Genomic DNA, 21,847 nt, shown 5'->3' with positions numbered 1-21,847 from the left:
CTTAAGACTGCAAGACGTCTGCAAGGCGCTCAAGACGGCCGCGTACGCTGCCATCAATGACCATATCACCCGCTCGGATGATTACGCCTGCCATTACAGACTTATCGATTTTGCAATTCAGCTTAACTTTGCGTGACAGACGTTTTTCCATCGCAGCACTAATCTTCGTAAGCTGTTCATCACTCAGTGCATTGGCAGAAGTGACTTCTACCTCAGAGATAGCCTCACTGGCTGCACGCAGGTGAATAAACTGCTCAAGAACATCCGGGAGCGCATTCAGACGGTTATTTTCAGCCATAACCCTAATCAGGTTTTGGCCGCTTTCGTCCAGCTGCTCACCGCACACGGCGATAAACGACTCAGCGAGCGTTTCCGGCGCCAGCGCGCCAGAGAGAAGCTCTGCCATTTGTTCGTTTTTTGTCACCTCAGCGGCGAACGTCAACATATCCTGCCAACGGTCAATGCTTTGGTGCTCAACGGCAAAGTCAAAAGCTGCTTTGGCGTAGGGGCGAGCTACCGTAATAAATTCAGACATCAGCCCCTCCCTCCTTACAGTTCAGCGACAAGTTTGTCCACGATGTCGCTATTAGCAGCTTCATCCACGGAACGTTCGATGATCTTCTCGGCGCCAGCAACAGCCAGGATAGCAACTTGCTTACGCAGCTCTTCGCGAGCACGTTTACGCTCGGCGTCAATTTCCGCCTGCGCCTGTGCCACGATTTTAGTACGTTCCTGCTCTGCTTCAGTTTTAGCTTCGTCCAGGATCTGAGCACGGCGTTTGTTCGCCTGCTCGATGATTACCTGAGCTTCCGCCTTCGCTTTTTTCAGCTGGTCGGTCGCGCTGGCCTTTGCAAGGTCAAGATCCTTATGTGCTCGTTCTGCAGAAGCAAGGCCGTCAGCAATTTCTTTTTGACGTTTTTCGATGGCAGCCATTAATGGCGGCCATACGTACTTCATGCAGAACAGAACGAACAGGACAAACGCGATGGCCTGGCCGAGGATTGTTGCGTTAAGATTCACAGCACAATGCCTCTATCTAGTTAACGTTCTGATATTGCTCTTAATTCAAGCAACGCTTACTACGCGACAGCAAACATCACGTACAGACCCAGACCTACAGCGATCATTGGGATTGCATCCACCAGACCCATAACGATAAAGAACTGAGTACGCAGCAGAGGAATCAGATCCGGTTGACGCGCTGCGCCTTCCAGGAATTTACCCCCGAGGATGCCGATACCGATCGCAGCACCGATTGCCGCCAGACCCATCATCACAGCGGCAGCAATGTACAGCAGATCCATATTCAGGTTTTCCATGACAGTCTCCAGTTTGTTTCAGTTAAAACGTAGTAGTGTTGGTAAATTAATGCTCTTCAGATGCCATCGACAGATAGACAATCGTCAGAACCATAAATATGAAGGCTTGCAGCGTGATAATCAGTATGTGGAAAATGGCCCAAGGCACATTCAGGATCCACTGTGACCACCACGGCAACAGACCAGCAATCAGAATGAAAATCAGCTCACCGGCATACATGTTGCCGAACAGTCGCAGACCAAGAGAGATTGGTTTGGACAGCAGGCTTACCCCTTCAAGGATTAAGTTGACAGGGATGAACGCCCAGTGATTGAACGGCTGCAGCGTCAACTCTTTCGCGAAGCCACCGATGCCTTTCATTTTGATGCTGTAGAACAGAATGAGGATAAATACGCCCAGCGCCATCGACAGGGTGATGTTCACGTCAGCAGACGGAACCACACGCAGAGCCGGTAGGCCAAAGATATGCTCACCGATGTACGGCAGCAGGTCGATAGGCAGCAAATCCATCAAGTTCATCAGGAATACCCAGACGAAAATCGTCAGGGCCAGCGGAGCAATCAGCTTGCTTTTGCCATGGTACATGTCTTTCACGCTACCATGCACAAAGCCGATTACCAGCTCAATCGCGGTCTGAAATTTACCTGGTACGCCGCTGGTCGCCTTTTTGGCTACGCTACGGAACATAAGCAGGAACAACAGACCCAGAACCACCGAGAAGAAAATGGAGTCAATATTGAGCGTCCAGAAGGTGGCTGGGGGGTTGTGCGGATCCACCAGCGAGAATGTACGTAGGTCCAACTGAAGGTTATTCAGATGGTGTCCTATGTAATCCTGCGGCGTCATATTTTCTGAAGCCATGATGCCTTTACCCTTTGTTGTTAATTACAGCCGGCGCCAGTATCTGAACCACCAGCACCAAAACCCACGTAACGATCAGCGGCATGAATACCGCTTTCAAAACAGCCAACGCCACCACCAACAACACCAGCATCGCTAACACCTTGAAGGCTTCGCCGAAAGCGAACGACCAGGCTACTCGGCCCTTCGCTGGTGTATGTACCTGGTGACGCCAGGCAAATATCATAAACAACACATTAGGCAGTAACACTGCCAATCCTCCACACAACGCGGAGATGCCCCAGAAAGGGTCTTTGAGGCTAAACAGCAATCCACTTGCTATTACAACCAGAAGCTGTGTGAGCAAAAGCTTACGAGCAACGTTTCGACTCAAGAGCGACATAGACATCACGTTTTTACTCCTGCTCCCTTCGAGGTATGCCGCGTGTCGTATAAAACGTTCTTTATGGCTTAGAGTCAAGCATCAAAAAGCGGACAAATTATACGGTGCGCCTTCGTGATTTCAAACAATAAGTAGCTAAAAAGTGAATAAATGTTTAAATATTTTTCGCTGCCCCACATTTATTACTTTTAGGCAAACTGTGAACGATCATGCAAAACTGCAAATGCCGCGAAAACACTGGCGTCAAAGCGTGCACCAGATCACATATTGAACATATTCACCTTCGCATAATTTATTTACGTGGCAATTGATGCCTTTTCATCTTTTTGATATTTAAGCGTAAAAATAGCCACTATTTCAAAAACAACGCCTAACAACAAAAAAACCGCTCATTGACATTTATAATAAAAAATTAACACGAGCGGTGATTCTTACGTTCTATTTTTAGCAGACTGATATTTTCACAGCTGACTTGTTTCGCTTTTAACAAAAAACGGTACGTTATAGTTATGATGCAAAACCGTAAGACACTAGTGAAATGTAACGACATTTAACCACACTATTACCTATGACTTTTAACACCTGAAAAGCCGTTTTTTCTCTATTTTTTTTGATAAAAATTAAATTTTGTTTGGCTTAATAACCACCAAATGACGTTCACCATCCAACTGCGGAACGCGTAATTTTTCGACGGACTCAACGCTGAATTCTGCTGACAGCGAATCAATTTCATCTGCAGGCAACTGCCCTTTTAGCGCATAAAAACGCCCATTCTGGCCCGGCAAATGGTGACACCAGCTCACCATATCATTGAGTGAAGCGAAAGCACGGCTAATCACCCCATCAAACGGCGGTTCTGAAGGAAATTCTTCAACCCTACTTTGCACAGGAGTGATGTTAGTAAGCGCAAGCTCATGCTGCACCTGACGCAAGAAACGAACGCGTTTTCCCAGGCTATCGAGCAGTGTGAAATGCGCTTCTGGACGCACTATAGAAAGCGGAATTCCCGGCAGGCCCGGTCCCGTACCTACATCGATAAAACGCTCACCCTTCAGATACGGTGCAACGACAATGCTGTCCAGAATATGGCGCACCAGCATTTCGTTTGGATCCCGCACCGACGTCAGGTTGTAGGCTTTGTTCCATTTGTGCAGCATATCGACATACGCAATCAGCTGATTTTTCTGGTGATCGGTAAGAGAAATACCGGCATCAGCCAGCAGACGAGAGAGTTTGTTGAGCACGGTCGTTACCTGTTAATAATCAAATGCCCGATGCGCTTTCGCTTATCGGGCCAACAAATTTGTACGGCGGGCAAGCGAAGCGCTCCCGCCAAAATAGTGTTATCAAGCGCTGCGGCGCAGCATACCTTGTTTTTTCAACCATACCAGCAGAATGGAGATGGCGGCAGGCGTTATGCCGGAAATACGCGATGCCTGACCGATCGAAACGGGTTTGTGATCGTTCAGCTTAGCGATAACTTCATTCGACAAGCCAGAGACCTGACGATAATCCAGCGTTGCAGGCAACAGGGTGTTTTCATTGCGCTGTTGTCTTTCTATTTCTTCCAGCTGACGGGCAATATACCCTTCGTATTTCACCTGAATCTCAACCTGCTCTGCGGCCTGAGCATCATCAAGCGCGGGTGCGAACGCAGATAAAGAGGTCAACTGAGCATAGGTCATATCCGGGCGACGCAGCAGATCTTCACCGCTCGCTTCACGTGACAGAGGTGTAGCCAGGTGAGCATTCACTTCTGCTGCGGACTCCGCTAACGGATTCACCCAGGTTGATTTAAGACGTTGGCGTTCCTGTTCGATACGCTCCAGTTTCTCGTTGAAGCGAGCCCAGCGCTCATCGTCCACCAGACCCAGTTCACGACCAATTTCGGTCAGACGCAGGTCGGCGTTATCTTCACGCAGCATCAGACGATATTCAGCGCGAGATGTGAACATACGGTACGGTTCTTTGGTACCCAGCGTACACAGGTCGTCCACCAGCACGCCAAGATAAGCCTGATCGCGACGCGGTGCCCACCCCTCTTTTTCGGCAGACAAGCGTGCGGCGTTCAGACCTGCCAGCATGCCTTGTGCGGCGGCTTCTTCATAACCGGTTGTACCGTTAATCTGGCCCGCAAAGAACAGACCCTGGATGAATTTGCTTTCCAGAGTAGGTTTCAGGTCACGCGGATCGAAGAAATCATACTCAATCGCGTAGCCTGGGCGGACGATTCTGGCATTTTCCATCCCCTGCATGGAGCGGACAATTTGCATCTGCACATCGAACGGCAGGCTGGTGGAGATGCCATTCGGGTAAATTTCGTTAGAGGTCAGTCCTTCCGGTTCGAGGAAGATCTGATGCTGGTTACGATCGGCAAAGCGCATTACTTTGTCTTCGATCGACGGGCAGTAGCGTGGGCCAATACCTTCGATCACGCCAGCGTACATTGGGCTACGATCGAGGTTATTGCGGATCACGTCATGGGTTTTCTCATTGGTATGCGTGATGTAACACGGCATCTGGCGCGGATGTTGAGAAGCATCGCCCAGGAATGAGAAGACCGGCATCGGGTTATCGCTGTTTTGCTGGCCGAGCACGCTGAAATCAATCGTGCGCGCATCGATACGCGGCGGTGTACCGGTTTTCAGGCGGCTGACGCGCAGCGGCAGTTCACGCAGACGGCGTGACAGCGGGATGGACGGCGGATCGCCAGCGCGACCACCGCTGTAGTTATCCAGACCAATATGAATTTTGCCGTCGAGGAAAGTCCCCACGGTTAATACGACCGCTTTGGCACGGAACTTCAGTCCCATTTGGGTTACGGCACCCACAACACGATCGTTTTCGACAATCAGATCTTCAACCGCCTGTTGGAAGATCATCAGATTGGGTTGATTCTCAAGTGCAGTGCGTACCGCCTGGCGATAGAGCACACGATCGGCCTGAGCTCGGGTAGCGCGAACGGCTGGCCCTTTGCTTGCGTTTAGTATCCTAAACTGGATACCCGCGTGGTCGATCGCTTTTGCCATCAACCCACCAAGCGCATCCACTTCTTTTACCAGGTGTCCCTTCCCAATACCGCCGATCGCCGGGTTGCAGCTCATCTGCCCCAGAGTGTCGATATTGTGTGTCAAAAGCAGAGTCTGTTGACCCATTCGCGCCGCGGCCATTGCGGCCTCGGTGCCTGCATGACCCCCGCCAATGATGATGACGTCAAAAGGATCCTGATAAAACATGGTGATTGCCTCGCATAACGCGGTGTGAAAATGGATTGAAGCCCGGGCCGTGGATTCTACTCAACTTTAGTCGATCGAGAAAGACCTGGGATCCTGGGTATTAAAAAGAAGATCTTTTTATTTAGAGATCTGTTTTATTGTGATCTCTTATTAGGATCGCACCTTTCTGTGGATAAGGACGATCCTTTAAGTAAGATCAACAGGTTGCTGAGGATCATTAGCTGTGAATGATCGGTGATCCTGGTCCGTATAAGCTGGGATCAGAATGAAGGGTTATACACAACTCAAAAACTGAACAGCGGTTGTTCTTGGGATAACTACCGGTTGATCCAAGCTTTTAACCAGAGTTATCCACATAAAAAAGTACGATCTTTACAAATCTCTGAGCAACGGATGCCACGATCCCAGCCAAATTTCAGCCGGATCTTCCGGAATCTCATGTTCCAGCACGTTGATCCTGAGCGTTTCACCGATCTGTTTTGCCCCACAGGCCTTCAATTCTGCTTCCAGCTTGTCGATTGCGCCGCAAAAGGTGTCATATTCACGACTGCCGATCCCGATTGCGCCAAAGCGTACGTGTGACAGGTCCGGCTTTTGCTCACGTAACGCATCATATAAAGGCTGCAGGTTGTCAGGAATGTCTCCCGCACCGTGGGTGGAGCTGATAATCAGCCAGATCCCGTCAGTCGGAACCTCTTCAAGCATTGGCCCATGCAGTATTTCGCTGGAAAAACCGGCGTCGTCCAGCTTTTCAGCCAGATGCTCTGCTACATATTCCGCACTGCCAAGCGTACTACCGCTGATAAGAGTGATGTCTGCCATGATCGCCCACCTTTATAAAGAGGGCGTATTGTACGCTGTGAGCGAGCTGGGATCTACCTGTGGAAAACCAGGGTATTAAAAAAAGCGATCACGGCTTGATGGTACGCATGATCGGGTTTTGCAGGACGATCAGCGTTTCAGTGGACTGAATTTCGTCAATTGTTTGGATCTTGTTGATAAGTACCTGCTGCAATGCGTCGATCGACTTGCACATCACCTTAATAAAGATGCTGTAGTGCCCGGTGGTGTAATATGCTTCGGTCACTTCATCGAGGCTTTCCAGTCTGGCCAGCGCTGACGGATAGTCTTTCGCACTTTTCAGGATGATGCCGATAAAGCAGCCGACGTCATAACCCAATTGTTTGGGACTAACATCAATCCGCGCGCCGGTAATGATCCCCGCCTGCTTCATCTTTTCTACGCGAACGTGAATTGTTCCTGGGCTGACGCCGAACTGTTTGGCTAATTCTGCGTAGGCGGTACGAGCATTTTCCATTAAGGCGTCAAGAATGCCGCGGTCCAGATTGTCGATCTGATAATTTTCCATAGGTTTTTCTTATGTAGATTAATGATTCCCTCTATTTTAGACGTAATTTTTAACGAATCAAAATCGAAGTCGGCTTTTTGTTTGTTGATTATTGAATATTACCTCCATTCTGTTGCTTAATCATAGGCAACAGGACACAGGAGTACACATAATGAAAACCGCTTACATTGCCAAACAACGTCAAATTAGCTTCGTAAAATCTCATTTTTCTCGCCAGCTGGAAGAGCGTTTAGGCCTGATCGAAGTTCAGGCGCCGATCCTCAGCCGCGTTGGAGATGGCACGCAGGATAACTTGTCGGGCTGTGAAAAAGCGGTGCAGGTGAAGGTTAAAGCATTGCCAGACGCTCAATTCGAAGTGGTTCATTCACTGGCGAAGTGGAAGCGTCAAACGTTAGGACAACACGACTTTAGCGCAGGCGAGGGGCTGTACACGCACATGAAAGCCCTGCGTCCCGATGAAGATCGCCTCTCCCCGCTGCACTCAGTGTACGTTGACCAGTGGGACTGGGAGCGCGTGATGGGCGACGGTGAGCGTCAATTCTCCACTCTGAAAAGCACGGTAGAGGCTATCTGGGCGGGAATTAAGGCCACCGAAGCTGCGGTTAGCAAAGAGTTTGGTCTGGTACCGTTCCTGCCAGAGCAGATCCACTTTGTTCATAGCCAGGAGCTGTTATCTCGATATCCGGATCTTGATGCAAAAGGTCGTGAACGTGCGATCGCTAAAGAGCTGGGTGCGGTATTCCTGGTGGGGATCGGCGGTAAGCTCAGTGACGGTCACCGTCATGACGTACGTGCGCCGGATTATGATGACTGGAGTTCAGCGTCCGAGCTGGGTCATGCCGGTCTGAACGGTGATATTCTGGTCTGGAACCCGGTTCTGGAAGATGCGTTTGAGCTGTCTTCTATGGGGATCCGTGTGGATGCTGACGCCCTGAAACACCAGCTGTCTCTGACCGGTGATGAAGATCGCCTGAGTCTGGAGTGGCACCAGGCGCTGCTGCGCGGTGAAATGCCGCAGACAATTGGTGGCGGCATTGGGCAGTCGCGTCTGACCATGCTGTTGCTGCAATTACCGCACATTGGTCAGGTTCAGTGTGGCGTATGGCCGGCCCAGGTACGTGAAAGCGTCGCTTCTCTGCTGTAACAATTAACGCCGCCAGCGTCTGAGCAGGCGGCTTCGCATCCCGGTATCAAAGCGCCAGATATGATCGAAAATGCGCATGATGCCGGGTTTGCCATGTGCTGACATCGCCACCGCGTGAAAACGGTGCTGGTGCACCCGCTGTAATTCACCCACTTTATTGACGACCTCATCGGGCAATCGCTGAGCGATAAAATCTGAGATCACCACCGCATCGGCATCAAACCATTCCCGACCCTGCATGCGCTCAATTATGGCGCGAAAACAGCTGGCAATATCAGTGCCACCACGAAAGCGCTGACTTAAAAAGCGGATAGCCTGTTCGATGCCCTCCGGACCGGAAAGCTCATAGCGCACCACTTCTGTTGAAAACAGCATAATGAAACAGCGCCGGTTATCGGCAAGGGCAACGCGCATTAGCGCCAGACAAAAGGCTTTCGCACACTGCTCATTAAATCCGCCCATCGATCCCGAGGTATCAACGCAGACGATAAAAGGCCCGCGCGGCTGCTCGTCAAAATCCTGATGCACCACCGGACGTTCCGTTACTTTCTCACGCCATGCTTCGCCGTGCAGGCGGTAGGTGAGCAGTTGCTTTTCCACCAGCCGTCGGTAGAACTCGTATTCCAGTTCGGTAATGCCCAGCGTGGCCAGCTCTGGCGGTAGCAGGCGCAGGATATCGTCACTTTGCTGGATGCCATCCACCTGCTCCGGGACAGTTGCCGGTTCGCGCACCAGGGTACGGAAGGTTTCCATTGGCGCATCTTTACGCGGCACGGATTTCGCCTCTCTGGAACGACCTAACTGCTCGGCCAGGCGCTGGAGTTCGGGTTGTTGCGTCAGAAATTCGCCGTATTTCACCATCAACTGATAATCACCGCGCTTGATTTGGCCCGCGCTCATGTCCCACAACCGGCCTGCTGCGTTGTCATTTTCTGCCAGTACAGGTTCCAGTTGTCCGCTAAGGGTCATACGTTCCTGTACTTCACTGAGCAAATGCTCGCGCTCTTCTTCCAGTAGTTGCTGATTCAGCGTTGTGGTTTGCACCACCAGGCTCAGGCGCCAGCGCTGGAGAAAAAGCGTATGTAGGGCAGGCGTAAAGGTGCTGTTGTCATTGACCAGTTGCTGCGCTTGCCCGGCCCACGGCGAATGGAGGCGGTGCAATAGCGATAATATTTGCGGTAGCTGAACGATAAACTGCGCATGAGAGAGGAGCTGGCTTTGTTGATAGCACATAACCTCCTCCATCAGCTCCGGCGGTACATGGGTATCTTTGAGGCGGCTACGCAATGATTCACGCCAGCGGGGAATGTCGTCAGTGATCGCTTTTTTAAGGCGAGGAAATTTTTTAAAAAATACCACCATCTTTGGGGAAGCCAGCAGGGCGACGATCATCTCTTCGATCATCGCCTCTTCGCTGACTGCCAGCATGATATTGAGCGTATCAAGGGTCAGCATTGTTGCGCCTGGCGGATTTGTGCCCCGACATCCTGCAGGCTGGCCTCAATGCGGCCTAACCAGTCGCTATGAATAAACAGACATTTTTGCTGTTCGCTGAATGCGCTGTGCTGCTGATGCCACTCGTTATCGAGCGCCTCAAGCTCCTGTTTTATCTCTGCGGGCATACTCTCTTGCGAAGCACCCGGCAGCGCCAGGCGAGAACCTTGTAAACTGACATCGCGTACAACCAGATGCTGTGCGCTATCGACTTCCATATTCAGCGTTTGGGCAAAGCCGATTCCGTTTAGTTTTCCGCGGATCTCACCGCCTTTTGTTAGCCACAGTTCCAGCGCGCCACGTTCGAAAGCTATATGGATAACCTCCATATCATGCAGTTTTAAAGGCTTTTGCAGCAGTAATGTCACGACAGAAGACGAGGCTTCTGGCGGTAAATCATAATGAGGACGACGGCTGAACATTCCGCCCTGGCGGATCACCGTGAACGCCGTTTTGTCGCTTTGCTGCTGCTGGAGCTGAATGCGGCGCTGCACAATGCTGCCCAGGCGCGTCAGCATGGCTTGCTGTTGCCAGGCGTGTCCGGTCATCAATATTTCAAGCTGTTGTTGCATCAGATTCAGGCTTTGTGCGTCGTACCACAGGCAATCTTTCAGCAGGATCAGGTCGATAGGTACTACCGCATCGCGTCCGCTAAAGAAAGCGCTGGCCTGGAGTAAGCGGATCGCTTTTTTCCAGCGACGATCGGACACATAAGGAGCATTCGGTAACACGTCCAACTGTTGGCGCAGCGTGAAAATGAGCTCAAACACGCGATCGGGAAGCTTGATGGCACCAATGTCTTTTTGCCACTGGTGATACTCTTCATCCGTCACCTGCAATGATGCCGGGACCGGATTGTCGCTTTCATCCTGCTGACTTAACAGCATGGAGCGGAAATTGGCCTTGTCCTGAACTTTATCCAGCCACAGACGAATCAGCATACGGTCGTACAGCGCTTCCAGGCTGCTGTCTGTTTCAGGCAGTTCGTTGGAAGCCGCCACCAGCAGACGCATCGGAATTTTTTCTTCATACGCGCCGTTACGGAAGTGACGTTCGTTAATGGCGGTCAACAGGGTGTTAAGGATTGCCGGGCCTGCTTTCCAGATTTCATCGAGAAAAACGATTTCAGCTTCAGGAAGATAGCCCGCCGTTAAGCGTTCATAGCGACCTTCGTCTTTTAACGCTTGAATGGACAGCGGACCAAACACCTCTTCGGGCGTAGAGAAGCGCGTCATCAGGTATTCAAAAGCGCGTGCGTTTTGGAAGGCAAACTTCAGTCGGCGGGCAATTAAGCTTTTTGCGATCCCCGGGGGGCCTAATAAGAAAACGCTCTCGCCGCTGAGTGCTGCCAGCAGACACAGACGAATGGCGTGGCTACGTTCATAAAGTCCCTTTTCCAGCGCATTGCTCAGACGGGAAATTCTTTCCGCTAATAAATGTGGGTGAGCCATAATGAAGTGGCGTCCTTTCGCCAAATGTACTGCATAAACTGCGAGTATAGATGCTTCACACCATTGCAGTAATAGACTGAAGGTGCGCTTATTTTTCTTTGAGCCAGATTAATCTGGTCTCATTTAGGGGTACGATTTTGTGATTAATCGTGCATACTGTGCGCCTTTTTGTGGGCCAAGGGACGACGCACACATTTCTTATATATACACCAAATCAATCAAGCTGCACCAAGGCGGCAATGGAGTTTTCTTCTGGGATGGGGGGAATAACGAATGCAGCCCACACGGAGTGGCTTGAAAGATGATGTGTATAAACGAAAGACGAGTCTATGAGCACTGATAATAAACAATCATTGTCTGCGATTACCCTTGCGGCCATTGGGGTTGTCTACGGTGATATTGGTACCAGCCCACTTTATACGCTTCGTGAATGTTTGTCCGGCCAGTTTGGTTTTGGCGTTGAACGTGATGCCGTATTTGGTTTTCTCTCGCTGATTTTCTGGCTGCTGATCTTTGTTGTCTCCATTAAATACCTGACGTTTGTCATGCGCGCAGATAACGCCGGAGAAGGCGGGATCCTGACGCTGATGTCATTGGCCGGGCGTAATACCTCGGCGCGAACAACCTCCATGCTGGTCATTATGGGATTGATAGGCGGCAGCTTCTTCTATGGTGAAGTGGTGATTACGCCAGCCATTTCGGTGATGTCTGCAATTGAAGGTCTGGAGATAGTTGCCCCGCAACTGGATACCTGGATTGTTCCGCTCTCTATAATTGTGCTAACCCTACTGTTTTTGATTCAAAAACACGGTACCGGCATGGTCGGTAAGCTGTTTGCGCCGATTATGCTGCTATGGTTCCTGACGCTCGCGGTATTAGGTGTGCGCAGTATTATTGGCAATCCGGAAGTGCTGCAGGCGCTCAATCCGTATTGGGCGGTGCATTTCTTCCTCGAATTCAAAACGCTGTCCTTTATCGCGCTGGGTGCGGTGGTGCTGTCGATTACCGGTGTTGAAGCGCTGTATGCGGATATGGGCCACTTCGGTAAATTGCCGATTCGTCTGGCATGGTTCTCCGTGGTATTGCCTTCACTGGTGCTGAACTATTTTGGGCAGGGCGCGTTGCTGTTAAAGCATCCTGAAGCGATCAAAAACCCGTTTTTCCTGCTGGCGCCGGACTGGGCATTAATTCCATTGTTGATCCTCGCCGCGCTGGCAACGGTCATCGCCTCTCAGGCGGTTATCTCCGGCGTCTTCTCGCTGACGCGTCAGGCCGTACGTCTGGGGTATTTATCGCCGATGCGTATCATCCATACCTCGGAAATGGAATCGGGCCAGATCTACATTCCTTTCGTTAACTGGATGCTCTATTTTGCGGTAGTTATCGTGATAGTGAGCTTTGAACACTCCAGTAACCTTGCCGCGGCGTATGGGATTGCGGTAACGGGGACGATGGTACTGACTTCAATTCTGTCGACCACCGTGGCGCGCAAAAACTGGCACTGGAATAAATACTTCGTCTTCCTGATCCTGGTGGCGTTCTTGTGCGTCGATGTTCCGCTGTTCTCCGCGAACCTCGATAAGCTTATTTCCGGTGGTTGGCTGCCTCTGACGCTGGGTCTGGTGATGTTCACCATCATGACCACCTGGAAAAGCGAACGCTTCCGTCTGCTGCGTCGCATGCATGAACACGGTAACTCTCTGGAGGCGATGATTGCTTCTCTGGAGAAATCGCCACCGGTACGCGTGCCGGGAACGGCGGTGTATATGTCCCGCGCATTAAACGTCATCCCGTTTGCACTTCTGCACAACCTCAAGCATAACAAGGTGCTGCATGAGCGCGTTATTCTGCTGACGTTGCGTACGGAAGATGCGCCATACGTGCACAACGTGCGTAGGGTGCAGATTGAGCAGTTATCGCCCACCTTCTGGCGCGTGGTGGCCAGCTACGGCTGGCGCGAAACGCCGAACGTGGAGGAAGTGTTCCATCGCTGCGGCCTGGAAGGCTTAAGCTGTCGGATGATGGAAACGTCCTTCTTCATGTCGCATGAGTCGTTGATTGTAGGCAAGCGGCCATGGTACCTGCGTCTGCGCGGCAAGCTGTATCTGCTGCTACAGCGCAACGCGCTGCGCGCGCCGGACCAGTTTGAAATCCCACCGAACCGGGTTATTGAGCTTGGTACTCAGGTAGAGATTTAATCTCATCGACGCCCTCTTTCATCGCGAAAGGGGGCGTTTTGTTTTGCCCCTCTCAGTTTTCATTTCATCAAATGATAATCCTTGCGAAACGTTTCGATGGCGATCACATTTTCGTAACGTCGCGGTGGTTTTCTGTCCACTCTTCGCACTACACTTATCTCCAGCGAAACGTTTCGCTAGTGGGGAAAGAAAATGAAGAAAGGCACGGTACTCAACTCTGAAATTTCAACGGTGATCTCCCGTCTGGGGCATACCGATACGCTGGTGGTGTGTGATGCAGGTTTACCCATCCCGAACAGCACAACGCGTATTGATATGGCATTAACCCAGGGCGTACCTTCTTTTATGCAGGTACTGGATGTGGTCACACGTGAAATGCAGGTCGAGGCGGCCATTCTCGCGTCGGAAATTAAACAACATAATCCGCAACTCCACGAAACGTTGCTCAGCCACATTGAGCAACTGCAACAACACCAGGGAAACACCATAGAAATTCGTTACACCACGCATGAACAATTCAAAAAACAAACCGCAGACAGTCAGGCGGTAATTCGCAGCGGAGAATGTTCTCCGTATGCGAATATCATTCTCTGTGCTGGCGTCACGTTCTGAGGCCATCATGAACGCATTACTGCAACTCAAAGGGATCGATAAAGCGTTCCCGGGCGTAAAAGCGCTATCCGGCGCCGCGCTGAATGTCTACCCTGGCCGCGTGATGGCGCTGGTGGGCGAAAACGGCGCGGGCAAATCCACCATGATGAAAGTGCTGACCGGGATCTATACCCGTGATGCCGGTTCTTTATTGTGGCTGGGGAAAGAGACCACCTTTAACGGCCCGAAATCCTCCCAGGAAGCCGGAATCGGTATCATCCACCAGGAGCTGAACCTGATCCCGCAACTCACTATCGCCGAGAACATTTTTCTTGGCCGCGAGTTTGTGAATCGCTTTGGCAAAATTGACTGGAAGAAGATGTACGCCGAAGCCGATCTGCTGCTCGCCAAACTGAATCTGCGCTTTAAAAGCGACAGACTGGTTGGTGAGCTGTCGATTGGCGATCAGCAGATGGTCGAAATTGCCAAAGTGCTTAGCTTTGAATCGAAGGTCATCATTATGGATGAACCGACGGATGCCCTCACCGATACCGAAACCGAATCCCTGTTCCGCGTCATCCGCGAACTGAAATCCCAGGGACGCGGTATTGTCTATATTTCTCACCGTATGAAAGAGATCTTCGAGATTTGCGATGACGTAACCGTCTTCCGCGACGGGCAGTTTATTGCCGAACGTGAAGTTGCCTCGCTGACAGAAGACTCGCTGATTGAAATGATGGTGGGACGTAAGCTGGAAGATCAGTACCCGCGCCTGGAAAAAGCGCCGGGTGATATTCGCCTGAAGGTCGATAACCTGTGCGGTCCTGGCGTAAACGATGTTTCGTTCACGCTGCGTAAAGGCGAGATCCTTGGCGTATCCGGGCTGATGGGGGCCGGACGTACCGAACTGATGAAAGTATTGTACGGCGCATTGCCGCGCACCAGCGGTTACGTCACGCTTGATGGCCATGAAGTGGTTACCCGTTCGCCGCAGGATGGGTTGGCTAACGGCATCGTCTATATTTCTGAAGACCGTAAACGCGATGGCTTAGTGCTGGGCATGTCGGTGAAAGAGAACATGTCACTGACCGCGCTGCGTTATTTCAGCCGCGCCGGTGGAAGCCTTAAACATAAAGATGAGCAGCAGGCGGTGGGTGATTTTATTCGTCTGTTCAATGTTAAAACACCATCAATGGAACAGGCTATCGGCCTGCTTTCCGGTGGTAACCAGCAGAAAGTGGCGATTGCGCGCGGTCTGATGACCCGGCCAAAAGTGCTGATCCTTGATGAACCAACGCGCGGCGTTGACGTTGGGGCCAAGAAAGAAATCTATCAGCTTATCAACCAGTTTAAGGCTGACGGGCTGAGCATCATTCTGGTCTCCTCTGAGATGCCAGAAGTATTGGGCATGAGCGATCGAATTATCGTTATGCATGAAGGGCATCTCGGCGGTGAGTTCACTCGCGAGCAGGCCACTCAGGAAGTATTAATGGCTGCCGCTGTGGGCAAGCTTAATCGCGTGAATCAGGAGTAAAAAAGATGACTACCCAGGCTGTTTCTGGTCGCCGTTATTTCACTAAAGCATGGCTTCTGGAGCAAAAGTCGCTCATCGCTCTGTTAGTGCTGATCGCGATTGTTTCCACCATGAGCCCTAACTTTTTTACCGTTAATAACCTGTTCAACATTCTCCAGCAAACGTCGGTGAACGCCATCATGGCCGTTGGCATGACGCTGGTCATCCTGACGTCGGGTATCGATCTGTCCGTCGGTTCCTTGCTGGCGCTTACCGGCGCGGTTGCGGCTTCAATTGTAGGGATTGAGGTCAATGCGCTGGTGGCTGTTGCTGCAGCCCTGGCGCTCGGCGCTGCCATTGGCGCAGTCACCGGGGTGATTGTTGCGAAAGGCCGGGTGCAGGCGTTTATTGCAACGCTGGTGATGATGCTGCTGCTGCGCGGCGTGACCATGGTGTACACCAACGGCAGTCCGGTTAATACCGGGTTTACTGACAATGCCGATCTGTTTGGCTGGTTTGGTATTGGTCGTCCGTTAGGCATCCCTACGCCAGTGTGGATCATGGGGATTGTCTTCCTCGCGGCGTGGTACATGCTGCACCACACTCGTCTGGGCCGTTATATCTACGCGCTGGGCGGTAACGAAGCGGCAACGCGTTTGTCCGGTATCAGCGTCAGTAAAATCAAAATTATCGTTTACTCACTGTGCGGTCTGCTGGCATCGCTGGCGGGCATCATTGAAGTCGCGCGCCTCTCCTCTGCGCAACCAACAGCAGGTACTGGCTATGAGCTGGATGCTATCGCAGCGGTGGTGTTAGGCGGTACCAGCCTGGCGGGTGGTAAAGGACGTATTGTTGGGACGCTGATCGGCGCATTGATTCTTGGTTTCCTCAATAATGGTTTGAATTTGTTAGGTGTATCCTCCTATTACCAGATGATCGTCAAAGCGGTGGTGATTTTGCTGGCGGTACTGGTAGACAACAAAAAGCAGTAACAACGATTACAGGACATCTTAAATATGAACATGAAAAAACTGGCTACCCTGGTTTCTGCTGTTGCGCTGAGCGCCACCGTGAGCGCGAATGCGATGGCGAAAGATACCATTGCGCTGGTGGTCTCCACCCTCAACAACCCGTTCTTTGTTTCTCTGAAGGATGGGGCGCAAAAAGAGGCGGATAAGCTGGGTTACAACCTGGTGATTCTGGACTCGCAGAACAATCCGGCGAAAGAGCTGGCTAACGTTCAGGACTTAACGGTTCGTGGAACTAAAATTCTGCTGATCAACCCGACTGACTCTGATGCCGTTGGTAATGCTGTGAAGATGGCTAACCAGGCAAAAATTCCGGTTATTACCCTTGACCGTGTTGCCTCCAAAGGCGAAGTGGTAAGCCACATCGCGTCTGATAACGTGTTGGGTGGCAAAATTGCGGGTGATTACATCGCGAAGAAAGCAGGTGAAGGCGCGAAAGTTATCGAACTGCAAGGGATTGCCGGAACTTCAGCGGCGCGTGAGCGTGGCGAAGGTTTCCAGCAGGCCGTTGCGGCACACAAATTTAACGTACTGGCCAGCCAGCCGGCAGACTTCGACCGCACCAAAGGTCTGAACGTCATGCAGAACCTGCTGACCGCGCATCCTGATGTGCAGGCCGTATTTGCCCAGAACGATGAAATGGCGCTGGGTGCGCTGCGCGCACTGCAAACCGCGGGTAAATCTGATGTGATGGTGGTTGGATTTGACGGCACTCCAGATGGCGAAAAAGCAGTAAATGATGGCAAACTGGCTGCGACCATTGCTCAGTTGCCGGATCAGATCGGCGCGAAAGGCGTTGAGACTGCAGATAAAGTTCTGAAAGGCGAGAAGGTTCAGGCTAAATATCCGGTTGACCTGAAGCTGGTCATCAAGCAGTAATACCGATTCAGGTCGCTCGCGGCCTGATGGAGACATAAATACGCTATCCCCGTATCTGGTTTCGGGGATGAAAGCGTAAAAAGAAAAGCAGGGCACGCGCCACCCTAACCCGGTGGCGCACTTTGACTTGGAACACCAAATATGAAAACCGCAGGCAACCTCGTTGTTCTTGGCAGTATCAATGCCGATCACATCCTTAACCTTAACTCTTTCCCGACACCTGGTGAAACCGTAACAGGTAGCCATTATCAGGTCGCATTTGGCGGTAAAGGCGCGAATCAGGCTGTTGCTGCGGGTCGTAGTGGCGCGAATATCGCATTCATTGCCTGTACGGGCGATGATGATATTGGCGAAAGTGTGCGTAAACAGTTAGCCAAAGACAACATCGATATTGCGCCGATTAGCGTAATTTCGGGGGAATCGACCGGTGTGGCACTGATTTTTGTGAATGGTGAAGGTGAGAACGTTATCGGCATTCACGCCGGTGCAAACGCAGCTCTTTCGCCAGCGCTGGTGGAAGCACAGAGCGATCGCATTGCGCAGGCCTCCGCCTTACTGATGCAGTTAGAATCGCCGATCGAAAGCGTACTGACTGCAGCAAAGATTGCACATCAAAATAAGACCATGGTCGCCCTGAACCCGGCACCGGCTCGTGAACTTTCTGATGAACTGCTGGCGCTGGTGGATATTATTACCCCGAATGAAACCGAGGCTGAAAAGCTGACGGGGATCCGGGTCGAAAATGATGAAGACGCGGCCAAAGCGGCGCAGGCATTGCACGCTAAAGGTATCCATACTGTACTGATTACTTTAGGTAGTCGCGGTGTGTGGGCCAGCGTTAATGGTGAAGGTCAGCGTGTGCCCGGTTTTAAAGTGGAAGCCGTTGATACTATTGCCGCTGGAGACACCTTTAATGGCGCGTTAATTACAGCGTTGCTGGAAGAGACTCCGCTGCCTGAAGCGATCCGCTTTGCGCATGCCGCTGCGGCGATTGCGGTTACCCGTAAAGGCGCACAGCCTTCCGTTCCGTGGCGCGAAGAAATAGAAGCGTTTTTAAGTCAACAGAGGTAACGCTTGGCTACAATGAAGGACGTCGCCCGCCTGGCGGGTGTTTCCACGTCGACGGTTTCTCACGTCATTAATAAAGATCGCTTTGTCAGTGAGTCCGTCACTGACAAAGTAGAAGCTGCAATTAAAGCGCTTAACTACGCGCCCTCCGCGCTGGCGCGTAGCCTCAAGCTAAACCAGACCCGCACGATTGGCATGTTAATCACTGCCAGTACCAATCCCTTCTATTCTGAACTAGTGCGCGGCGTTGAACGTAGCTGTTTTGAGCGCGGCTACAGCCTGGTGCTGTGCAATACCGAAGGCGATGAACAGCGCATGAACCGTAACCTGGAAACCCTGATGCAAAAACGTGTGGACGGCTTGTTGCTGCTCTGCACCGAAACACATCAGCCTTCCAGAGAGATAATGCAGCGTTATCCTTCTATACCGACCGTGATGATGGACTGGTCGCCTTTTGATGGTGAAAGCGATCTGATTCAGGATAACTCCTTGCTGGGCGGGGATTTAGCCACACAACATCTTATCGAAAAAGGTTTTACGCGCATTGCCTGCATCACCGGGCCGCTGGATAAAACCCCGGCGCGTTTGCGTCTGGAAGGATATCGGGCAGCAATGAAGCGGGCAGGGTTGCCTGTCCCGGAAGGCTACGAGATTACCGGTGACTTTGAGTTCGGCGGCGGCTTTGAAGCTATGCAAACGTTGCTGTCGCATAAACAGCGACCGCAGGCCGTTTTTACCGGCAATGATGCAATGGCAGTTGGCGCGTATCAGGCTCTGTACCAGTCAGGATTGCGCATTCCGCAGGATATGGCTGTGGTGGGTTACGATGATATCGAGCTGGCGCGCTATATGACGCCGCCCCTGACGACCATCCACCAACCAAAAGATGAATTGGGCGAACTGGCCATCGATGTATTAATTCACCGGATGGCGCAGCCCGCATTACAGCAACAGCGTTTGCAGCTTACTCCTGTTCTGATGGAGCGGGGGTCGGTTTAGGTTTGTGCCGATCTTTGATCAGGTTACGTCCATCTTTGGCTTTTAGCAGCATGAACATCAGCGCGGATATTACCGTTATAGCGCCCATCGTCATAAAGGTGTAGTGGAACTGCTCGACCGTATTGGTTCCTTCCATACCTTCATAGATACGCAGAACGGCGGCGCTGATGGCAACCCCTAAACTGATTGATAACTGCTGAGTAACAGCCAATACGCTGTTGCCGCTGCTGGCATTTTCATCGGTCAGATCCGCCAGAGTGATGGTATTCATTGAAGTAAACTGGGTGGACATCGCCATACCTAAAATGAACAACGGCAGGATTAGCATCCAGATCGGCATGGCAGGAGATTGCAAAGCGAACTGCGCAATCATCAGGCCGATAAATACCGTAACACCCACCAATGTGGTCCTGTAGCCGAGTTTGCGCAGAACCTGAGTCACCATGGATTTTGCCAGAATTGAACCCAACGCTGTTGGCGCCATCATGCAGCCGGCTATCAGAGCCGGATATCCAAATCCTACCTGCAACATCAGCGGCATTAAGAAGGGCACACAGCCTGTACCCAGGCGAGTGGCGAGGTTTCCGGCGATCCCAACAGAAAAGGTCCGAGTCTTAAATATCGGAAGCGATATCAGCGGCGTTGGGTGGCGACGCGCATGGCGAATATAGGCGAGTAGTAACAACACACTGGCAAGAATAATACCGAGTGCGACCCAGGTCTCGACAAGCTTCTCACCGAACAATTCAACGCCGCTGGAAAACAACACCAGGCTCAAACCAAACAGAAAGAAACCGGTCATATCAAAACCGCGGCGTGGCGTGGTGAAGTTCGGCATATATTTGCGGGCATAGAAGATACCGGCAATGCCAATTGGAATATTAATCAGGAAGATCCAGTGCCAACTGGCCCATGTAACCAGTACACCGCCCAATACCGGACCTAAAATCGGCCCCACAAGTCCTGGCATGGTGACGAAGTTAAGCACTGGAAGCAGTTCGCTGCGGGGGTAAGCACGCAATAACGCCAGACGGGCAACGGGCATCATCATGGCGCCACCGATCCCCTGAATGACACGGAAAATCACCAGCTCGCTTAAGGAACTGGACAGCGCACAGGCCAGCGATCCCAATGTAAACAGGCTAACGGCAATCATAAAGACGCGTCGGGTACCAAATCGGTCTGCCAGCCAACCACTTACCGGGATCAGCATCGCGACAGTCAGGGTATAGCTGATAATGGCCGACTGCATGGCGAGTGGAGAGCGGTTAAGACTATGTGCTATTGCGGGTAGGGCGGTATTGAGGATCGTGGCGTCTAGTGCCTGCATAAAAAAGGCCATGGCTGCTATCCACGGTAGCCCGGCCATACTGCGAGATTTCTTTTCTGACATATTATTTATCCGGTAGCACGTTCGGTGCTATCAGCAATGCCTGACAGGCAGCAAAGGCGCGATCGCCATCGTTATCATCTATTGCATCGACAATGGCCTGGTGCAAATCCAGTTTCACCACATCGTTATAGGTAATAGAGGTAAAGTAGGTCTGGTAAACCGAATGGAACAGAGATGCAAAGGATATAAGGAACGGATTCGCACTCATTTCATAGATGTGCTCATGCCAGGCGATATCAACCTCAATCCAGCGTTCGCGTCTGAAGTTTCTTTTCAGCTCGACCATCTCTTCCATCAGCGTGTTGAGGTGCGCTTTCTGTTCAACCGTACCTATGGTCGCTGCCAGTAAGCACGCCTGAGGCTCCAGGCTGATACGCATCACCAGAAAATGTTTAATGACCTGCGGGAAATTATCTTCTGTCATCCACCAGGTGAGCAGCTCCTGGTCAAGGAAGTTCCAGTTTGCTTGCGGCATGACGCGTGTACCAATACGTGGGCGCGGTAATACCATACCTTTTGCCGTTAATGTTTTTACTGCCTCTCTTACCGCGGTGCGACTCACGCCAAACTGATCGCCTAGCTCTATTTCGCCAGGCAATATCGCACCCGGTGCGTATTCACCTTTTAATATTCGCTGAGCCAGCTTTTCGGCCAGAACGTAGGACAAGTTTTTCTGTGCGGCTAGCTGTTGGGCATTTAACGGCATGAATGTTCTTCCTTACTCTTTTTCTTATTCATTAGTATGCCACCTGGAAGTGTGATTGCGGCTGCAAAAACGGCAATTTGCTTATTTTATGGCATGTTAATGGTTGTTTTGGTGAAAAAACACGCACTCGGAAAGTTATTTTAAATTTCCCCTTGTCAGCCTGAAATAACTCCCTATAATGCGCCTCCACTGACACGGAACAACGGATTACAAGC

General features: G+C 51.4%; 21 protein-coding genes. 8 read left to right on the top strand and 13 right to left on the bottom strand.

The window, feature by feature from the left end; all coding sequences use genetic code 11:
* Window position 1: 1 nt before the first annotated feature.
* From atpH to asnC, 9 genes are all read right to left on the bottom strand, one after another.
* Entirely contained in the window at window positions 2-535 is a 534-nt protein-coding gene (gene atpH / locus OGY17_RS16775) for a F0F1 ATP synthase subunit delta (RefSeq protein WP_003827024.1), read from the bottom strand.
* A gap of 14 nt (window positions 536-549) precedes the next feature.
* Entirely contained in the window at window positions 550-1,020 is a 471-nt protein-coding gene (atpF, locus tag OGY17_RS16770) for a F0F1 ATP synthase subunit B (protein WP_003827022.1), read from the bottom strand.
* Window positions 1,021-1,079: 59 nt separating this feature from the next.
* Window positions 1,080-1,319, bottom strand: a complete 240-nt coding sequence (gene atpE, locus OGY17_RS16765; RefSeq protein ID WP_003023794.1) for a F0F1 ATP synthase subunit C — start codon at window positions 1,317-1,319, stop codon at window positions 1,080-1,082.
* A 46-nt stretch (window positions 1,320-1,365) separates the two neighbouring features.
* Window positions 1,366-2,181 carry a F0F1 ATP synthase subunit A gene (gene atpB, locus OGY17_RS16760; protein ID WP_003023792.1) on the bottom strand — a complete coding sequence of 272 codons (816 nt, stop codon included), beginning with the start codon at window positions 2,179-2,181 and terminating at the stop codon, window positions 1,366-1,368.
* Between the two features lie 7 nt (window positions 2,182-2,188).
* Window positions 2,189-2,569 (bottom strand): F0F1 ATP synthase subunit I, encoded by a 381-nt coding sequence (atpI, locus tag OGY17_RS16755; RefSeq protein WP_003827019.1) that lies wholly within the window; start codon window positions 2,567-2,569, stop codon window positions 2,189-2,191.
* A gap of 614 nt (window positions 2,570-3,183) precedes the next feature.
* Window positions 3,184-3,807, bottom strand: coding sequence for a 16S rRNA (guanine(527)-N(7))-methyltransferase RsmG (gene rsmG, locus OGY17_RS16750; protein ID WP_191215301.1), 624 nt, complete (start codon window positions 3,805-3,807; stop codon window positions 3,184-3,186).
* A gap of 102 nt (window positions 3,808-3,909) precedes the next feature.
* The gene (gene mnmG / locus OGY17_RS16745) at window positions 3,910-5,799 is read right to left on the bottom strand and encodes a tRNA uridine-5-carboxymethylaminomethyl(34) synthesis enzyme MnmG (protein WP_003827014.1); all 1,890 of its coding nucleotides are present in this window, start codon (window positions 5,797-5,799) and stop codon (window positions 3,910-3,912) included.
* 372 nt (window positions 5,800-6,171) lie between these two features.
* Entirely contained in the window at window positions 6,172-6,621 is a 450-nt protein-coding gene (mioC, locus tag OGY17_RS16740; protein WP_111466311.1) for an FMN-binding protein MioC, read from the bottom strand.
* Window positions 6,622-6,709: 88 nt separating this feature from the next.
* Window positions 6,710-7,168 (bottom strand): transcriptional regulator AsnC, encoded by a 459-nt coding sequence (asnC, locus tag OGY17_RS16735; RefSeq protein WP_003023780.1) that lies wholly within the window; start codon window positions 7,166-7,168, stop codon window positions 6,710-6,712.
* A gap of 151 nt (window positions 7,169-7,319) precedes the next feature.
* Between asnC and asnA the strand changes: the two genes are divergently transcribed.
* Window positions 7,320-8,312, top strand: coding sequence for an aspartate--ammonia ligase (gene asnA, locus OGY17_RS16730; RefSeq protein ID WP_204558705.1), 993 nt, complete (start codon window positions 7,320-7,322; stop codon window positions 8,310-8,312).
* Window positions 8,313-8,315: 3 nt separating this feature from the next.
* Here the strand turns inward: asnA and viaA are convergent, their stop codons facing one another.
* Together viaA and ravA are read right to left on the bottom strand one after the other, a co-directional pair.
* Window positions 8,316-9,767 (bottom strand): ATPase RavA stimulator ViaA, encoded by a 1,452-nt coding sequence (gene viaA / locus OGY17_RS16725; protein WP_008786554.1) that lies wholly within the window; start codon window positions 9,765-9,767, stop codon window positions 8,316-8,318.
* Window positions 9,761-11,257 carry an ATPase RavA gene (gene ravA / locus OGY17_RS16720; protein WP_191215299.1) on the bottom strand — a complete coding sequence of 499 codons (1,497 nt, stop codon included), beginning with the start codon at window positions 11,255-11,257 and terminating at the stop codon, window positions 9,761-9,763. The genes viaA and ravA overlap by 7 nt, the downstream gene beginning before the upstream one ends.
* A 329-nt stretch (window positions 11,258-11,586) precedes the next feature.
* On the opposite strand from ravA, the gene kup reads away from it, so the two are divergent.
* The 7 genes from kup to rbsR all read left to right on the top strand — a co-directional run bounded on the left by kup (window position 11,587) and on the right by rbsR (window position 19,533).
* Window positions 11,587-13,455, top strand: a complete 1,869-nt coding sequence (gene kup, locus OGY17_RS16715; RefSeq protein WP_003827003.1) for a low affinity potassium transporter Kup — start codon at window positions 11,587-11,589, stop codon at window positions 13,453-13,455.
* 192 nt (window positions 13,456-13,647) lie between these two features.
* Window positions 13,648-14,067 carry a D-ribose pyranase gene (gene rbsD, locus OGY17_RS16710; protein ID WP_003827001.1) on the top strand — a complete coding sequence of 140 codons (420 nt, stop codon included), beginning with the start codon at window positions 13,648-13,650 and terminating at the stop codon, window positions 14,065-14,067.
* Between the two features lie 7 nt (window positions 14,068-14,074).
* Window positions 14,075-15,580: a ribose ABC transporter ATP-binding protein RbsA gene (rbsA, locus tag OGY17_RS16705; RefSeq protein ID WP_003023764.1), complete on the top strand. Its 1,506-nt coding sequence runs from the start codon at window positions 14,075-14,077 to the stop codon at window positions 15,578-15,580.
* A gap of 5 nt (window positions 15,581-15,585) precedes the next feature.
* The gene (gene rbsC, locus OGY17_RS16700; protein WP_003826999.1) at window positions 15,586-16,551 is read left to right on the top strand and encodes a ribose ABC transporter permease; all 966 of its coding nucleotides are present in this window, start codon (window positions 15,586-15,588) and stop codon (window positions 16,549-16,551) included.
* A 24-nt stretch (window positions 16,552-16,575) separates the two neighbouring features.
* The gene (rbsB, locus tag OGY17_RS16695; RefSeq protein ID WP_003023760.1) at window positions 16,576-17,466 is read left to right on the top strand and encodes a ribose ABC transporter substrate-binding protein RbsB; all 891 of its coding nucleotides are present in this window, start codon (window positions 16,576-16,578) and stop codon (window positions 17,464-17,466) included.
* 141 nt (window positions 17,467-17,607) lie between these two features.
* Window positions 17,608-18,537 (top strand): ribokinase, encoded by a 930-nt coding sequence (gene rbsK, locus OGY17_RS16690; protein WP_191215296.1) that lies wholly within the window; start codon window positions 17,608-17,610, stop codon window positions 18,535-18,537.
* A gap of 3 nt (window positions 18,538-18,540) precedes the next feature.
* Window positions 18,541-19,533 carry a ribose operon transcriptional repressor RbsR gene (gene rbsR / locus OGY17_RS16685; protein ID WP_003023757.1) on the top strand — a complete coding sequence of 331 codons (993 nt, stop codon included), beginning with the start codon at window positions 18,541-18,543 and terminating at the stop codon, window positions 19,531-19,533.
* Here rbsR and mdtD read toward each other — a convergent pair.
* Window positions 19,499-20,926, bottom strand: coding sequence for a multidrug transporter subunit MdtD (mdtD, locus tag OGY17_RS16680; protein ID WP_008786557.1), 1,428 nt, complete (start codon window positions 20,924-20,926; stop codon window positions 19,499-19,501). The genes rbsR and mdtD overlap by 35 nt on opposite strands.
* 1 nt (window position 20,927) lies before the next feature.
* Complete coding sequence (locus tag OGY17_RS16675; protein WP_100271716.1) at window positions 20,928-21,632, bottom strand: FadR/GntR family transcriptional regulator; 705 nt, start codon at window positions 21,630-21,632, stop codon at window positions 20,928-20,930.
* Window positions 21,633-21,847 lie beyond the last annotated feature (215 nt).

This window comes from Citrobacter sp. Cpo126, assembly GCF_030332445.1.
Lineage (GTDB): Bacteria > Pseudomonadota > Gammaproteobacteria > Enterobacterales > Enterobacteriaceae > Citrobacter > Citrobacter portucalensis.
Note: the sequence above shows the minus strand (reverse complement) of the source record. Positions and strands in the feature narration are given on the sequence as shown.

Bases quoted from the DNA above. Each gene is read 5' to 3' on its own strand.
- OGY17_RS16675 (WP_100271716.1), bottom strand. From the start codon at position 21,632: ATGCCGTTAAATGCCCAACAGCTAGCCGCACAGAAAAACTTGTCCTAC.
- mdtD (WP_008786557.1), bottom strand. From the start codon at position 20,926: ATGTCAGAAAAGAAATCTCGCAGTATGGCCGGGCTACCGTGGATAGCA.
- atpB (WP_003023792.1), bottom strand. From the start codon at position 2,181: ATGGCTTCAGAAAATATGACGCCGCAGGATTACATAGGACACCATCTG.
- rbsK (WP_191215296.1), top strand. From the start codon at position 17,608: ATGAAAACCGCAGGCAACCTCGTTGTTCTTGGCAGTATCAATGCCGAT.
- rbsB (WP_003023760.1), top strand. From the start codon at position 16,576: ATGAACATGAAAAAACTGGCTACCCTGGTTTCTGCTGTTGCGCTGAGC.
- mnmG (WP_003827014.1), bottom strand. From the start codon at position 5,799: ATGTTTTATCAGGATCCTTTTGACGTCATCATCATTGGCGGGGGTCAT.
- ravA (WP_191215299.1), bottom strand. From the start codon at position 11,257: ATGGCTCACCCACATTTATTAGCGGAAAGAATTTCCCGTCTGAGCAAT.
- atpH (WP_003827024.1), bottom strand. From the start codon at position 535: ATGTCTGAATTTATTACGGTAGCTCGCCCCTACGCCAAAGCAGCTTTT.
- asnC (WP_003023780.1), bottom strand. From the start codon at position 7,168: ATGGAAAATTATCAGATCGACAATCTGGACCGCGGCATTCTTGACGCC.
- rbsA (WP_003023764.1), top strand. From the start codon at position 14,075: ATGAACGCATTACTGCAACTCAAAGGGATCGATAAAGCGTTCCCGGGC.
- rbsC (WP_003826999.1), top strand. From the start codon at position 15,586: ATGACTACCCAGGCTGTTTCTGGTCGCCGTTATTTCACTAAAGCATGG.
- atpE (WP_003023794.1), bottom strand. From the start codon at position 1,319: ATGGAAAACCTGAATATGGATCTGCTGTACATTGCTGCCGCTGTGATG.
- asnA (WP_204558705.1), top strand. From the start codon at position 7,320: ATGAAAACCGCTTACATTGCCAAACAACGTCAAATTAGCTTCGTAAAA.
- atpI (WP_003827019.1), bottom strand. From the start codon at position 2,569: ATGTCTATGTCGCTCTTGAGTCGAAACGTTGCTCGTAAGCTTTTGCTC.
- mioC (WP_111466311.1), bottom strand. From the start codon at position 6,621: ATGGCAGACATCACTCTTATCAGCGGTAGTACGCTTGGCAGTGCGGAA.
- rbsD (WP_003827001.1), top strand. From the start codon at position 13,648: ATGAAGAAAGGCACGGTACTCAACTCTGAAATTTCAACGGTGATCTCC.
- kup (WP_003827003.1), top strand. From the start codon at position 11,587: ATGAGCACTGATAATAAACAATCATTGTCTGCGATTACCCTTGCGGCC.
- viaA (WP_008786554.1), bottom strand. From the start codon at position 9,767: ATGCTGACCCTTGATACGCTCAATATCATGCTGGCAGTCAGCGAAGAG.